Annotated in this window: 13 protein-coding genes; 9 read left to right on the top strand and 4 right to left on the bottom strand. The window is 54.3% G+C overall.

From position 1 onward, the window contains the following. The first annotated feature begins 176 nt into the window (after positions 1-176). From JRJ22_RS23835 to JRJ22_RS23800, 8 genes are all read left to right on the top strand, one after another. Positions 177-1,655: a glycosyltransferase gene (locus tag JRJ22_RS23835; protein WP_206101809.1), complete on the top strand. Its 1,479-nt coding sequence runs from the start codon at positions 177-179 to the stop codon at positions 1,653-1,655. Between the two features lie 110 nt (positions 1,656-1,765). Next, positions 1,766-2,857, top strand: a complete 1,092-nt coding sequence (wecB, locus tag JRJ22_RS23830) for a non-hydrolyzing UDP-N-acetylglucosamine 2-epimerase (protein WP_206101808.1) — start codon at positions 1,766-1,768, stop codon at positions 2,855-2,857. After that, positions 2,850-3,836, top strand: a complete 987-nt coding sequence (locus JRJ22_RS23825) for a polysaccharide biosynthesis protein (protein WP_206101807.1) — start codon at positions 2,850-2,852, stop codon at positions 3,834-3,836. Before wecB ends, JRJ22_RS23825 begins: the two co-directional genes overlap by 8 nt. Then, on the top strand, positions 3,833-4,672 hold the full coding sequence (locus JRJ22_RS23820; protein WP_206101806.1) for a dTDP-4-dehydrorhamnose reductase family protein: 840 nt from the start codon (positions 3,833-3,835) through the stop codon (positions 4,670-4,672). The genes JRJ22_RS23825 and JRJ22_RS23820 overlap by 4 nt, the downstream gene beginning before the upstream one ends. Next, positions 4,642-5,637: an NAD-dependent epimerase/dehydratase family protein gene (locus tag JRJ22_RS23815; RefSeq protein ID WP_232380939.1), complete on the top strand. Its 996-nt coding sequence runs from the start codon at positions 4,642-4,644 to the stop codon at positions 5,635-5,637. Before JRJ22_RS23820 ends, JRJ22_RS23815 begins: the two co-directional genes overlap by 31 nt. Continuing rightward, positions 5,634-6,359 (top strand): glycosyltransferase, encoded by a 726-nt coding sequence (locus JRJ22_RS23810; protein WP_408637852.1) that lies wholly within the window; start codon positions 5,634-5,636, stop codon positions 6,357-6,359. Before JRJ22_RS23815 ends, JRJ22_RS23810 begins: the two co-directional genes overlap by 4 nt. 32 nt (positions 6,360-6,391) lie before the next feature. Beyond that, positions 6,392-7,693, top strand: a complete 1,302-nt coding sequence (locus JRJ22_RS29355) for a glycosyltransferase (protein ID WP_232380938.1) — start codon at positions 6,392-6,394, stop codon at positions 7,691-7,693. Then, a complete protein-coding gene (locus JRJ22_RS23800; RefSeq protein ID WP_206101805.1) occupies positions 7,690-8,733 on the top strand; it encodes a glycosyltransferase family 4 protein in 1,044 nt (347 codons plus the stop codon). Before JRJ22_RS29355 ends, JRJ22_RS23800 begins: the two co-directional genes overlap by 4 nt. Before the next feature lie 86 nt (positions 8,734-8,819). Here JRJ22_RS23800 and JRJ22_RS23795 read toward each other — a convergent pair whose 3' ends face one another. Further along, positions 8,820-9,890, bottom strand: a complete 1,071-nt coding sequence (locus tag JRJ22_RS23795) for a glycosyltransferase family 4 protein (protein WP_206101804.1) — start codon at positions 9,888-9,890, stop codon at positions 8,820-8,822. A gap of 181 nt (positions 9,891-10,071) precedes the next feature. On the opposite strand from JRJ22_RS23795, the gene JRJ22_RS23790 reads away from it, so the two are divergent. Further along, the gene (locus JRJ22_RS23790; protein WP_206101803.1) at positions 10,072-10,980 is read left to right on the top strand and encodes a YhcN/YlaJ family sporulation lipoprotein; all 909 of its coding nucleotides are present in this window, start codon (positions 10,072-10,074) and stop codon (positions 10,978-10,980) included. Positions 10,981-11,139: 159 nt separating this feature from the next. Here JRJ22_RS23790 and nagA read toward each other — a convergent pair whose 3' ends face one another. Genes nagA through JRJ22_RS23775 form a run of 3 tightly spaced genes read right to left on the bottom strand, consistent with a single transcriptional unit; the run spans position 11,140 to position 13,918 of the window. Further along, positions 11,140-12,324, bottom strand: a complete 1,185-nt coding sequence (gene nagA, locus JRJ22_RS23785; RefSeq protein WP_206101802.1) for an N-acetylglucosamine-6-phosphate deacetylase — start codon at positions 12,322-12,324, stop codon at positions 11,140-11,142. Continuing rightward, positions 12,312-13,040, bottom strand: a complete 729-nt coding sequence (gene nagB, locus JRJ22_RS23780) for a glucosamine-6-phosphate deaminase (RefSeq protein ID WP_206101801.1) — start codon at positions 13,038-13,040, stop codon at positions 12,312-12,314. Before nagB ends, nagA begins: the two co-directional genes overlap by 13 nt. Next, on the bottom strand, positions 13,040-13,918 hold the full coding sequence (locus JRJ22_RS23775) for a MurR/RpiR family transcriptional regulator (protein ID WP_206101800.1): 879 nt from the start codon (positions 13,916-13,918) through the stop codon (positions 13,040-13,042). The genes nagB and JRJ22_RS23775 overlap by 1 nt, the downstream gene beginning before the upstream one ends. Positions 13,919-14,409 lie beyond the last annotated feature (491 nt).

The following is a 14,409-nucleotide window of genomic DNA, read 5'->3' as shown; positions in this document are numbered from 1 at the left end:
TTCCGAAGCGGGTTTTACTGCGAAGAATTATCCTGTAGCTGATGCTTCATAAAACAAAGGGAATGCTTCCGAAGCGAGTTTTACTGCGGAGAAGTGCTTCGTAGCCTGAGCTTCGTAAAACTTTGAAGGAGGTGAATGGTCGCTCGAGGCCCTTTGCCAGGGAGCGCCGAAACACCATGGCCGACAAAGCTACAATTGTCCTCTTTTCCCACGTTTCCAATACACGCAGTATAACGGGTGCAGAGAAGCTGCTGCTGTTCTTCGCCCGGGAGCTGTCTTCCTATTTCAACTGTATTCTCGTAGCCCCCCAGGATGGGAAGCTTACCCGTAAGGCGCGCAGCTCCGGGCTGAGTGTACAGGTGATCCCGATTCCTCTGGTCTACGGAATGTATACCCCTTATGCGGGACTTGAGGCGGATATCCGCAAGCTTCAGGAGAGCCGGGAATACCACGAGCTGACAGACTGGCTTGCCGCGCTCCGGCCGGCATTCATTATTTCAAGCACCTGTGTGCATGCTTTGCCGGCGATGGCGGCGAAGTCACTGGGCATTCCAGTCGTATGGAAGATCTCCGAGACGATCACCGACAACGATTACACCGGAATCAGCGTGGAGCTGATCCACAGGAACAGCGATGAGATACTGGCCATTTCCCATACGGCAGCGGCTTGTTTTCCCGAGGATATCCGTGAGGGCAAGGTGACACAGATTCCGCCGTCCTGGAATGACCAAGAAATGATGGTGGAAGCCTGGAGTACGCTCCGAAGCGAACGGCGGCGGGAACTGCGGGTAGCGCCCGGAGAACCGCTCATCGGCTATATTTCTTCTTTCATTAATAAAGAAAAAGGACTTGAGCATTTCGTCAAAATGGCGGTCCTGGTGAGCGCGCAGCATCCGGACGCTAAGTTTCTCGTCATCGGCACTCCGGGAGACAAAAGCTATTATGAACGCTGCGTCCGCAAGGTAAAGCTCGAGGGGCTGACCTCCCGGTTTAAATTCTACGGGTATGAAGAATCCCTTCCTTCCGCCTATTGTGCGATGGATCTGCTGGTTGTTCCCAGCCTGATCCGCGAAGGCTTCGGCATGACGGCGCTGGAAGGAATGGCCTTCGGCAAGCCGGTTGTCGCCTATGACTCCGGCGGACTGTATGAAGTGCTGCACGCCGCCGGCTGCGGCGGGCTGCTCGCCCCGGCGGCGGACATCGGCGCACTGGCCGAGCGCGTGAACAGCCTGCTGGCGGAGCCGCATCTGGCCGCCGCCATCGGCAGCCAGGCGCGCGAGCGCATCGACGCCGTCTACGGACCGGCGGCTTACCGCACGCGCCTGCAGGGGCTTGCGGAGCGCTGGCAGCTCCGCTACTACCCCGCGCCGCCTGAGTCCGGCGGCGCCGAACCCGCCCCGCCCGTGCCGCCGGCACCGGGGGGCGTCGAACCGGCGGCGGCTGCGCAGCCGCCGCGCGGTAAGGCACGCCGCGCTGCACGGCTGCGGCGCGCGAAGCTCCGGCGCGGCAAGCTGAGCCGCGCCAAGGCCCGGGCGCGCCGCAGCAAGCGCCGGGGGACGGGGCGGCGCGCCGTAGGCAAGGCGCGCCGCAAGAGCAGCCACGGGCGGAAGCACCGCGGCAGACGGACCGGGCGGCGCGCGAAGAGCCGCCGGTAGCCGCGCCGCAGGTAAGGCGCGGCCGCCAGCCAGGCTGCTGAAGCTGCAACAGACATCAATCCACCCTGCCCTATTCATAAGGCGGGTTAACCACAAAGGGGAGTGAACCCATGAAGATCATGACGATTTTGGGCACACGGCCCGAGATCATCCGCCTCAGCGTAATCATTCCGCTGCTCGACGAGCATGCGGAGCGGCATGTGCTGGTGCATACGGGCCAGAACTTCACGGCCAGTCTCAGCGGGATTTTCTTCGCGGAGCTGGGGCTGCGGGCACCGGATTATGTGCTGCAGGATAAGCAGGCGGGACTGGGCGGGCAGCTGGCCGCCATGTTCGGAAGCCTGGAGGGCATCCTGCTGCAGGAGCAGCCGGACCGCATTCTGCTCCTCGGGGATACGAACAGTGCGCTGTGTGCCATTCTCGCAGAGCGGATGGGCATTCCGGTAGTGCATATGGAGGCGGGCAACCGCTGCTACGATTTAAAAGTGCCGGAAGAGAAAAACCGCCGTGTCATAGATGCCGTTTCCACCATTAATATGCCATATACGCAGCAGAGCAAGCGGCATCTGGTCAGTGAAGGCTTTCCCAGCCAGCGTATCGTGCTCACCGGCAACCCGATCCATGAAGTCATTACGCATTATCAGGCGCAAATAAACAGCAGTGATATTCTATCCCGCCTGAATCTGACGGCAGGCCAGTATTTTCTCGTGACCGCACACCGGGCGGAGAATGTGGATGATCCTGAGGCACTGCTGCAGATCATGTCAGGCCTCAATCTGGTGGCTGAGCATTTTGGAATCCGCCTGATCTGCAGTATCCATCCCCGCACCCGCTCCAAGCTGACGGAGCAATTCCCGCTGACCATGAACCCGCTGGTGGAATTCCATGAGCCTTTCGGATTTTTTGATTTTGTCCATCTGGAACAGTATGCCCTCTGTGCGATTACCGACAGCGGAACTGTCCAGGAGGAATGCTGCCTGATGGGCGTGCCAACCGTAACGATCCGCAGGACGACTGAACGTCCGGAGACGGTGGATTGCGGAAGTAATGTAGTGTCAGGTGTGGAGCAGAACAGCATTCTGCGCTGTACCCGGCTGATGACGTCACTGAGTCCAGAATGGGAGGCACCGGAAGGATATTTGACACCGGATGTCTCGGCTAAAGTAGTTAAATTTTTGCTTGGAGGGAACCTGCATGTTTAATAATAAACGGATTATGGTCACCGGCGGAACGGGTTCCTGGGGGCATGAACTTATCCGGCAGCTTCTGCCGCAAAATCCTAAAGAGATCATTATCTTCTCCCGCAGCGAGTCTGCCCAGGTAGCGATGAGCAGGGAATACGAAGATAACCGGCTAAGCTTCATTATCGGAGATATCCGAGACAAGGATGCGCTGGTGGCTGCGTGCCGCGGTGTGGACTATGTGTTCCATCTGGCTGCACTGAAGCATGTTCCGGTGTGCGAAGATCAGCCGTATGAAGCCCTCAAAACGAATGTGGTCGGCACCCAGAATGTCATTGAAGCAGCCATTGCCAACAACGTAGAGAAAGCGATCTACATCTCCACCGATAAAGCTGCGAATCCGTCTAACTTCTACGGCATGACCAAAGCCATCGGCGAAAAGCTGTTCGTGTATGCCAATCTGCTCGGCTCAGGCACCCGGTTCGTAACCGTACGCGGCGGCAATGTGCTGGGCACCAACGGCAGTGTGGTGCATCTGTTCATGAAGCAGATCAAGGATAAGGGACAGGTGCGCATTACCGATATGAAAATGACCCGCTTCTTCTTCACGCTCCGTGATGCGATTACCCTGCTGTTCAAAGCTTCCGAGGTCAGCATCGGCGGGGAAATCTTCGTCATGACGATGCCGACCTGCCGGATCGTCGATCTGGCCGAGGTGCTGATCGAAGCCTCCGGAAAAAGCGATGTCAGCATTATTGAAGCCGGCATCCGTCCCGGGGAGAAAATTCATGAAATTCTGATGAGCGATTTCGAGAGTCTGACTACTGTTGTCTACGATGAGCAGTACCTGGTCATTCTCCCGACGCTGGATATGCCGGAGCTGAAAGAGCATTACCGGAATTATCCGCATGTGTCCTTCAACAGCTTCAGCTCGGAGAATAATCTGATGGATCAGGAGGAGATCAAGAGCATCCTGATCCGGGGAGGGTTCCTAGAGTGAAACTCCTTATCCTCGGCGGAAACGGTATGGCGGGTCATATGCTGGCGGCGTATTTTCGCCGCCAGGGCAAACATCACGTCTTCCATACAACCCGGGATAAAAGCGATCTTGGCGGGCTGTATGTGGATGCCGACGATATTGCCGGCGTAGAGAAACTGGTCGAAATGGTCTCCCCCCATTGCATTATCAATGCACTCGGGGTCCTTAATCAATTTGCCGAGCGTGACCGGATCGGTGCATATCATGTGAACGGTTTTCTGCCCCACCGGCTGCGCCGGGTTGCGGACGCCGTGCATGCCCGGCTGATTCATATCAGCACCGACTGCGTGTTCGAAGGAACACGCGGCGGTTATACGGAAGAGGATACGCCCGACGGCACTTCCGTCTATGCCATTACCAAAAGTCTGGGTGAAGTCAGAGCACCCGGCCATCTGACGATCCGCACCTCTATCATCGGTCCGGAAATCCGGAGCGGCGGAATCGGGCTGATGGAATGGTTCTTGGCCCAGAAGGGCCTGGTCTCCGGTTATGAACGGGTCATGTGGAATGGAGTGACCACGCTTGAGCTGGCCAAAGCGGTTGACAAGATGCTGGATTCGGAGGTGTCCGGCCTGATCCATCTGGCCCACCCCGAGCCGCTTAGCAAATACGAGCTGCTGCTTCATATGCAGCATGCATTTCACAAACAGGATGTCGAGATCATGCCGGATTCTGTTCATGTTCAGAATCGTACTCTTGTTAGTACGAGAACCGATGTTCATTTCGAGCTTCCTTCCTATCCGGTAATGCTCTCAGAGCTGGCGGAGTGGATGAACCAGTCAGCGATGTCCACATGAAGGGGCGGAGGCTGCTGATTACTGGAGCCGGCGGCTTTACCGGACGGCATGCTGTAGCTTATTTCCATGCTGCAGGAGCGGAGGTTACAGCGGTGGTACGCCGTCCGGCCGCCTTATCCGCAGGCTTCCCGGAGGGTGTAAGGGTGCAGGAATGCGACCTCAGCGACCGGAAGGCTGTTGCTGCTATGATTGCAGAAGCAGCGCCGGACGAGGTGCTGCACCTGGCGGGCAAGAATTCCGTTCCGGAATCCTGGCGGGATCCGCTGCTCTACATGGAGACCAATGTAATGGCTACCCTGTATTTGCTTGAAGCGCTGCGTGCCCGGCCGGCAGGCCGGATTCTGGTGGCCGGCTCCAGGCTCAAATACAGACCTGGAACGGCCGACGGGCCGCCCCACCCGTACAGCTTCAGCAAAACGCTGGAGGAGCTGGTGTCACTGGCCTGGGGGACGCTGTTCAAACAGCCCGTGCTGCTGGCTGAGCCCTGCAACCTGATCGGCCCCGGCCCTTCGACCGGCTTCTGTTCGCTCTTGGCGCAGCATATTGTGCGCAGTGAAGAAGCTGCGGCAGGAAGGACTACAGAGCCGCAGACGTTCAGGCTCTCTTCAAGGCATGTGCTGCGGGACTTTTTGGATGTGCGTGATGCCGTGCGGGCCTACGACTACATTCTGCGCCAGGGCAAGGCCGGAGCTGTCTACCGCATTGATTCGGGAACTCAGCGGAGTCTGGGGGATATTGCCGGGAAGCTGCTGGCTCATGCGAAGGCACCGGTCTTCATGGACTGGGGGACGGATACTGCGGAAGTGCAGCCGGTGAAGCCGGCAGACTCCGGTGAGCCGGATGCTGCTGACGGGCCGGAAAAGAATGCCGCTATCCTTGGCTGGAAACCGGAAATCAGCCTTGAGCATTCCATACAGGATATTGTCGACTATTACCGTTCCGGCAGGGGAGGAAGTTTGTCATGAACATGAATTATCCGAAGGTCTCGGTTATTATTCCTTTTTATAATTGCCCGTATATCGAACAGGCGCTGCAAAGCGCCTTATCCCAATCCTGGCAGCCTTATGAGATCATCGTAGTCGATGACGGATCTACGGTTCATGCAGACCGGATTGCTCCGTATCTGAACCATATCCATTACCTTGGCAAAGCCAACGGGGGAACAGCTTCTGCACTGAATCACGGGGTTATCCATGCTACGGGGGACTATGTTGCCTGGCTCAGTTCAGATGATATGTTCTACCATGATAAGATCAACAATCAGGTAAAGTTTATGGAACAAAACGGACTCCTGATTTCGTATACGAACTTCAATTATATTAACGGGGAATCGCAATTGACCGATATGAACGCTTCACTTGTATTTCCGGACCAGCTGGAATTTTTACGCTGCTTCCTGCAAGGCAATCCCATCAACGGCTGTACGGTAATGTTCAAGCGTGAGCTGTTTGGAGCTATCGGCTTATTCAATGAGTCACTGCCTTACACGCATGATTATGATTTGTGGTTCCGGGCGATTCTTAATGGTTACCCGCCGGTTATGCTGAACCAGTCCTTAACGGCCTACCGTCGGCATAGCGGAATGGGCACACTCAAGCATTATGACGTCATTATGGCGGAAGCCGCCGCGACGAACAGCCGCTATCAGGGAATGCTGCGCGAGCTTATCGCCTCTATGGGCGGATGAGTACATGTATATCATTTGGGGGAGGAGAGCCTATGTACCGGGAAATTCAAGTGTATGACTTCCTGCCGGTTCTGCTGGAGCAGTTGAAATTCTCCGAGAGCATTCTGGATATCGGCAGCGGCACAGGTACACTGCTTGAACGTTATGAGGCTGCTCTGGTGATTGGCCTGGACATTCACAGACCTTATCTGCTGCACCGCAAATACAAAGCACCGCATATTATTCCGCTTCACGCCGATGCCGGCCATATTGATAAGCTGTTTCTGCCGGGAACCTTTTCGGCGGTTACACTGATAGATTCCCTGGAGCATTTCACCATGGCGGAAGGAATGGAGCTTCTGAGAAAAGCTGAGATTATTGCTTCTAACCGTGTAGTCGTGTTTACACCGCGCGGCTTTTTTCCGCAGGAAGGAACGGATCATTTTCATTTGCAGGGCGAGAATTATCAGAGGCACAGGAGCGGCTGGGTTATTCGGTTACGGTGCTTAAAGGGTTTCATCATGCCGAGAATCCGGCCTTCCGGGAAGCGTTCGGGCCAGACCACCAGCCGCTGGATGCTTTACTCGCCTGCAAAACAGTCTAGCCTACGAACTCGGGAAGGAGGTGAGCGCATGAATCTGCAATCCAAGGTTTCGGTGGTCATCCCGTTTTATAATTGCCCTTATGTTCATCTTGCGGTGGAAAGCGTGCTTGCCCAGACTTATCCGGATATTGAGCTCATAGTGGTGGATGACGGTTCCACCCTGCATACCGAGAAGCTCACTCCGTTCATGGACAAAATTGTATATATACGTAAGACTAACGGCGGCACGGCCTCGGCGCTCAACCGGGGAATACAGGCTGCCAGCGGAGCTTATTTTGCCTGGTTAAGCGCGGATGACCTGTTTCACCCGGATAAAATAGAGCGGCAGATGATCACCCTCACGCAGACGGGCACCTCTTTTAATCATACGGCTTATTACTACATTAATGAACACGGGGAACGGGTCTCCGAGGTGGTTCGTGTTCTGTTAACCGGCCGGACCGAAATGATCGAGACCATGATGAAGGGCTGTCCGGTTAACGGCAGCTCTGTTCTGCTCAATATGGATATTTTCCGCAAAGTAGGGTTGTTTAATGAGAGGTTCCTGTATACCCAGGATTACGACCTGTGGCTGCGTATTCTGCCGCACTACGAATGGTCCTATATCGGAGAGCCGCTGCTGGATTACCGTGTCCACAAGGAGATGGGATCTGTCATTCACAATGAAGCGCAATTCCGGGAGATTGAAGTCGTACAGGCAAGGCACAACGGGGTTCTCGCCAAGCTGCTGAGAAAGGAGAGAGGGCAATGAGGCTGACATTCCCGATTCTGACATTGTCCAGGGGAGGCGCGCAGCGGATGCTGGCGGAATTAGCCAACCGGCTGAGCGACATCGGCCATGAAGTGGTGATCCTGATGCCCAGCGGAGGCAATGTGGAGTATGAGATGAAATGCAGGATAGAATTCGGCCGGGAGATCGAAAAACTGTCAGAGGATGATTTTCCCTGTGGTGATGTCATCATCTCGAATTACTATACCACTGTACCTGTAGCCCAGAGGGCGAGCGAGCAGGGGAAGGGGCTGCATATAAGGCTTGCACTTTGCTATGAACCAACCTTTCTGCCACATAACAACCAGTCGTTTGCTTCCTATAGTATTACCCGCAATCTGATGGTGCTGTCACGCTGGCAGCAGGAAATCGTCCGGCTTAACCATGGCATCAAAGGGCGAATTGTGCCGGTTGGCGTAAACGCTGACTTCACGAATATGCATATGCGCGAGGCAGCGGGCAAAAGTCTTGTCGTATCCGCAATCCTGCGTAAGCCGGAAGGCGGATTCTCGGGTCACCGGGAGCAGGAGTATCTTCTGGAGCAGCTAAACAGGGTCAAGGAACTGCACCCCGAGGTGGAAATTTATCTGATTACACCTCCGGGTGAATATGCTGAGTCGGCTGCATTAAAGATGATGCTGAATGATCACCGTTACCATTTACGCACGCCTTCTAATGATACGGAATTGAGCTATCACTATAATGAAAGCGACATTTTTGTCAGCTCCAGCACCTTCGATTCCGGCTCCCTGCCCGGTCTTGAGGCGATGCGCTGCGGCGCAGCGCTGGTTACGGTCTATTCAGGAGGCAATATGGAGTACTGCAGGCACGGCCATAACTGTCTGATGTCCTACCGGTACGAGAACAGGCTTGGCCAGGATATTATTTCATTAATCCGTGACAAGGCGCTGCGCGAACGTCTTGCCCGCAAAGGGGAGAGTGACTCATTACAGTTCACTTGGGACAGAAGCGCGCAGATTTTTCAGTCTGAGCTGTTTGAGATGGTCTCGAAGCAAGGCTGAACCCGGCCTGCCGCGTGCAAAAAAAGAACCTTCAACCCCGGTATTGTGTGAACCGGCAGGCTTGAAGACTTTTTTGCTGATAAGGATTAGAAAATACCGAAGGAATTCATCATTTCGCGGAACGACTGGGCGTAACGCTCTGAGCCGAAACGTGAAACCATATGCGTTCTGCCCTGGCTCCGGATGCTGCTGCGCAGCTCCAGATTATTCATGAGCTCCAGACCTTCTGCAACAGCCGCCTCAACATTGCCCAGCGGATAAAATTTGCCGGAATAGTTATGGACGATAAAAGACCGGACACCGTCGGAATCGGTGCTAAGGACAGGGCAGGTACAGCAGACAGCTTCTGCAACCGCATAACCAAATCCTTCTGTAATCGACGTTGACAGCAGGAAACCGCCGGAGCTGGCGATAGAAGAATAATAGAGGGGCATAATGTGGTTGGGAATATTGGTGAACACCACAAGCCGGTCGTTCAATCCCAGGGCATGCAATTCTTCATGAAACAGCTGTTTCTGTTCCTCACTGGCCAGCTCGGGATCATGGAACATCCAGAGATGAAGGTCAGGTTTGCAGCGGCGGATCTGATGAGCAATCTTCAGATATTCACTCCAGTTTTTATTGGTCTCCAGACGCCCTACCCAGGCGATAACCGGGTCACGGGGCGGTTCCCCGGGACGGAACCGGAAGGACTGGACATCGACGATGTTCGGAATGACATAACGGTGCAGCCAGGGGCAGATCGAGATGAATAGTTCCAGCAGATGTTCAGTAGGCGGAATCAGCACGGCATTGCAATAGGAACGCAGATAAGGAACGGCATCTATAATCATATCCTTCGCATCACTGCGTCTTCCGAGCCCCTGGGATTCATATATCAGAATGCCGCCATAGCCCAGCTGGCGCAGGCGTTCCATCAATAAGTAATCGGAGGTTACAATAATGGCGTCAAAACGCTCTTTTTCAAGCAGTATGCGGATTTCTTCATCCCCTGAAGCGATATATACGGGGTAGTTCGGCTGGTTTTGGTTTGAGGAACCCGGCATGAGATACAGCACGTGGCACTCAATGCCCTCGCGCTGCAGACTCTCACACCGCAGCGTGTTCAGAGTCTCCACCCCGCCGCTGGGTACATAAAACGTAAATAGAACCTTCATGCTCACCCCTCCTGAGTTCACCTTGCGGAGCCCTACTGTCTATAGGATACGCGAATCTTTCTCCGCGCGTGACAGTGAACCGGAGCATGTGCCAAATCCTTTCAGGATAGCCCGGCCAGCTGCAGGCTATGCTAAGCCTTGTTATGCTGCACATCACAGTCAAGAGATGGAGGATGAATTCATGTTGCGATCAAAGCTTAGCACGTCAGTCACAGCCGCGCTGCTCCTGGGGATGGTCAGCCTTACTGGCTGCGGAACTAACAATTCGGCAAACAGCACGGATGTGCAACCGAACAGTGTCCGGGGAACGCATGACGGACGGATTCAGGTGAATTCGGCCCGGAATAATAATTCCTATGACAAAATGGAGATGAGCCAGGAGCTTGCTGACCGTGTGGCTGCTATGCCTGAGGTAAGCACCGCAAATGTTATGGTGGTCGGAACAAGCGCTTATGTTGCCGTAAAGCTTGACGAAACAAACGGGAAGCCGAATACTTTGGGCACTAATAACCGTACCTATAACAATGGCAACGGCCTCCAAAACAATACCTCCGGCACCGGCGGACCGATGACTAACGGAATGAATGCAGGGAATGGAACTGGCGGAAGAGGAACGGTTAACGGCACTCCCGGCATGACCGGCATGGGCGGATCCATGAATGGCATACCGCAGAGTAATACCGGGACAGGGACGGTAGGTGGAGCCGGTACCGCGAATCCGGGAGCCTATCCGGGCAACGGCGGAAATGGTATACTATCCGGCAGCAATTATACCGATGGAACCCGTATGAAGCGGGATATCGATGATAGTATGGGAACCGGGATCGGCACGCGCAGTGTCGCTCCAAATAACAGCTATCAGATGAATGATAACAATGACCTGACTACGGATATGAAGGATAGAATCGCTTCCGTAGTAAGAAAGCAAAACACGGGCATCAGGAATGTCTACGTTTCGGCTAATCCTGACTTTGTGGAACGGGCAGATTATTATGCTCAAGAGTTCCGTGCAGGCCATCCGTTAAAAGGCTTTGCTAAGGAATTCGGCACCATGGTTGAACGTATTTTCCCTACACGCAGCGGGTATTAAAGCCAGCAGCCACGCCGCAAGAATGGATTAGGCTAGTATGCCTGGAAATGGTTTGGGCTATTCTTTACGTACCGGCCCTACGTCACAATAAAAAGCAGCCATCCTGTGATGGCTGCTTCCTTAGGTTATAGCGGTTGTTAGCGGTTATAAGCGGCATTGTTACCGGACAACTTTGCGGCCGTTTATCCATACACCGCTCAGGTTCAGCGATTCATCCAGCAGCAGAATATCGCCGCGTTTACCAGCCTCCAGGGATCCTATGGTCCGCTGCAGGCCAAGGGAAACGGCAGGTGTAAAGCTAGCCGCTCTTGAAGCTTCTTCGAGGCTGAGGCCCACTTCCTGAATAAGAAAGCGGAAGCCGCGGATCATCGTGAGCGTGCTTCCGGCCAATGCCTCGGGATTATCCTTCAGGGTGGCAACACCGCCATTAACAAGCACGGGCAGATCGCCAATCGTATATTCTCCGTCGTCCAGTCCGGTTGCGGACATCGCGTCCGTAATCAGCAGCAGATTAGCACTCTTCTTAAGCCGGGCGACAATGCCGATTGCCGCCGGATGCACATGAATGCCGTCAGCAATGACCTCTGCGCGGATCCGCTCGTCGAACATTACGGCACCGGCAGCTCCCGGTTTGCGGTGATGGAGCGGGGTCATGGCGTTGAACATATGCACAGCCTGATTCAGTCCGGCATCCGCCGCAGCGGTAACTTCCTCGAAGGTAGCGTTGGTATGTCCCAGAGCGGCTGTAATTCCGTGCTTCCGCAGCCAGGAGACCGCTTCCAGTGCGCCTTCGCGTTCCGGTGCCAGAGTAACCTGGCGGATCAATCCCGGGTACTGCTGCTCCCAGGCTTCCAGCCATTCAATGCTGGCAGGCACAATATGCCCGGGATTCTGTGCACCCGGCCATTTCGGACTGATAAACGGTCCTTCCAGATGCACACCGGCCAGCTGGGCATAAGGCATCTCAGCTGCCCGGTAGGCATTCACCTCGGCAAGCACCCGGTCAATATCCGCTTTGGCAGCAGTCATGGTCGTAGCCAGCATCGTAGTGGTTCCATGTGATGCGTGAAACCGGGTAATGGTCTCCAGGGAGTCGCTGTCGCTGTACATGAAATCGTAACCGGCTCCGCCATGCACATGCACGTCGACAAAGCCGGGAATCAGCAGGCCGCTGTTCTCTTTACATCCCATCGGCCAGTGGGAATAAGCCGCGGGCAGCCAGGCCGCTTCTCCTGCATACTGGATGACCCCGCTGGAGACAGCGAGCACCCCCTGTTCTACCAGCCCTGAAGGGGTCAGCACTTTTCCGTAGAGCAGCTCACCGGAAGGGGTTATTTCAGCCATTTTGCAGCTCCTTTATCCAGCAGCACGACAACATTGGGGTGGCTCTGCAGGAGCGAGGCGGGGCATTGGGTGGTAATAGGACCTTCCAGCGCATTTTTAACTGCTTCGGCCTTCTCTTCACCACGCACCAGCAGGACAATCTGCCGCGCTTTGAGGATACCGCCGATGCCCATTGTCACCGCCTGGCGGGGCACGTCCTCCAGCTTGTCGAAGAAGCGGGCATTGGCTTCCCGGGTTTCTTCCAGCAGGTCGACTACATGAGTTCCGCTGCTAAGACTGGCGTCCGGTTCATTGAAGCCAATATGGCCGTTGCTGCCGATGCCGAGAATTTGCAGATCCACCGGACCGTTCTCCTCCAGCATCTGGTCATAGGCCAGACACTCGGCAGTAAGATCGGGTGCATTGCCGTTAGGAACATGGGTACGGGCAAGGTCGATGTCCACATGATTGAACAGATGCTCGTTCATGAAGCTGCGGTAGCTCTGGGGATGATCTTCCGGCAAGCCAACGTATTCATCCAGGTTATAAGATGAGGCTTTGGCAAAGCTGACGATGCCTTTGCGGTGCATTTCCACGAGCCTTGCATATACGCCGACCGGAGAGCTTCCGGTAGCCAGGCCGAGCACGGCTTTGGGATTGCTCTGCAGCAGGCTGACAATCAGGTTCGCACCGGTTTCTGTGAAATCTTCTTCATTGTTGAATTTAAGAATGTTCATTAGGATTGGCCTCCCCGTTTATGACGGTAATGTTGGACATTCAGATAAGACTGCTCAAGCTTAGGGATGAAATCCCCGAACCGGGTACTGACCATCCCGGTAAACAGGATATCAATGATATGCAGCTGTGCGATCCGCGAAGCCATATCCCCACGGCGCATTCCCTGTTCCAATGAGGAGGAGAATAAGGGAATGCCGGCCAGCGTAGCCAGTGTGCTGCTGCCGTACGACGTAAGCGAAATGGTGGATGCGCCGCTGGCTCCGGCACAGGCTAACGCATCGATGGTTTCCGGGGTTTCGCCCGAATAAGAGATTGCAAAGGCTACATCACCCTTGGAGAGTGAGGAAGCGGAAGTGATCTGCATATGGGAGTCAGCAAAAGCCGTGCAGTTCACCCCAATGCGGATCAGCTTCTGGTAGAAGTCCTGAGCGACGATCGACGAGGTAGCCATCCCGTACAGATCGACCCGGCGGGCGTGGCACAACAAATCAATGGCACTCTGCAGCCGCTCCAGGTCAAGCAGCGAGGTGGTATCCCGGATGGAGGTCAGGTGATTGGCTTGCATTGCTTCAACAATGACCGATAACGGATTTCCGGCGACAATGTCCTGATAGGAGGATCCGCCCTCCTGGGGAGAGGCGTCGCTATGTGCAAGCTCTGCTGCCAGCTTGACCTTGAAATCAGGGAAGCCTTTGAAATGCAGTACTTTGCAAAAACGTGTGATTGTAGCCGGGCTGATCCCGCACTGCTCGGCCAGCTCTGTGATCCCCATATGAACAACTTCTCCGGGGGAGGACAGGATGCGCTCCGCCAGCTTGCGCTCCATCTGGGAGAAGCTTGCCTGCTCATGCTCCAGGGCATGTAGGATAGGAGACATTTCTCCACCTTCTTTTCTTCATAATACGGACAACAACTTCATAACTGAAATTATTTTAATTATTATGTGTATATTTGAGAAAATTATTTTCATAATCAGAATAAAACATATTCCTGCCGGATGCAAGCAAGAGTTTTTGCGGATACGAGCGGATATTAAAAGGATATAAAGTAAATATAAAGTAGATATAAAATAGATATAAAGTGGATTTAGATGTGTTGATCAGCAAACTAAGTGTATAGAAACGAATGATCAACGGATGAGATAATAGTGGGAAAACCTCCAACTAATCTCCATTATTACACCTAACAACGTAATTTAGGTGGAAAAACTCCCGCTAACACTCCAAAAAATGCTGATTTTGAGCCATACGTAAGATATTAGATGGAGAAAATCCGACTAGCGTCTGTTATCGTCCAGTGGAGAGGAACTAGATGGAGAAAATCCCATTACTGTGCCTTCATCCAGTTAAAGCGAGCGTTACGGTTAGT

The organism is Paenibacillus tianjinensis, from assembly GCF_017086365.1.
In the GTDB taxonomy this organism is placed as follows: domain Bacteria; phylum Bacillota; class Bacilli; order Paenibacillales; family Paenibacillaceae; genus Paenibacillus_AQ; species Paenibacillus_AQ tianjinensis.
This window is presented reverse-complemented; position numbering and strand designations above follow the sequence as displayed.

Excerpts from the sequence above, each read along its gene's own strand:
- JRJ22_RS23835 (WP_206101809.1), top strand. The coding sequence starts at position 177 with ATGGCCGACAAAGCTACAATTGTCCTCTTTTCCCACGTTTCCAATACA.
- wecB (WP_206101808.1), top strand. The coding sequence starts at position 1,766 with ATGAAGATCATGACGATTTTGGGCACACGGCCCGAGATCATCCGCCTC.
- JRJ22_RS23825 (WP_206101807.1), top strand. The coding sequence starts at position 2,850 with ATGTTTAATAATAAACGGATTATGGTCACCGGCGGAACGGGTTCCTGG.
- JRJ22_RS23810 (WP_408637852.1), top strand. The coding sequence starts at position 5,634 with ATGAACATGAATTATCCGAAGGTCTCGGTTATTATTCCTTTTTATAAT.
- JRJ22_RS29355 (WP_232380938.1), top strand. The coding sequence starts at position 6,392 with ATGTACCGGGAAATTCAAGTGTATGACTTCCTGCCGGTTCTGCTGGAG.
- JRJ22_RS23800 (WP_206101805.1), top strand. The coding sequence starts at position 7,690 with ATGAGGCTGACATTCCCGATTCTGACATTGTCCAGGGGAGGCGCGCAG.
- JRJ22_RS23795 (WP_206101804.1), bottom strand. The coding sequence starts at position 9,890 with ATGAAGGTTCTATTTACGTTTTATGTACCCAGCGGCGGGGTGGAGACT.
- JRJ22_RS23790 (WP_206101803.1), top strand. The coding sequence starts at position 10,072 with ATGTTGCGATCAAAGCTTAGCACGTCAGTCACAGCCGCGCTGCTCCTG.
- nagA (WP_206101802.1), bottom strand. The coding sequence starts at position 12,324 with ATGGCTGAAATAACCCCTTCCGGTGAGCTGCTCTACGGAAAAGTGCTG.
- nagB (WP_206101801.1), bottom strand. The coding sequence starts at position 13,040 with ATGAACATTCTTAAATTCAACAATGAAGAAGATTTCACAGAAACCGGT.
- JRJ22_RS23775 (WP_206101800.1), bottom strand. The coding sequence starts at position 13,918 with ATGTCTCCTATCCTACATGCCCTGGAGCATGAGCAGGCAAGCTTCTCC.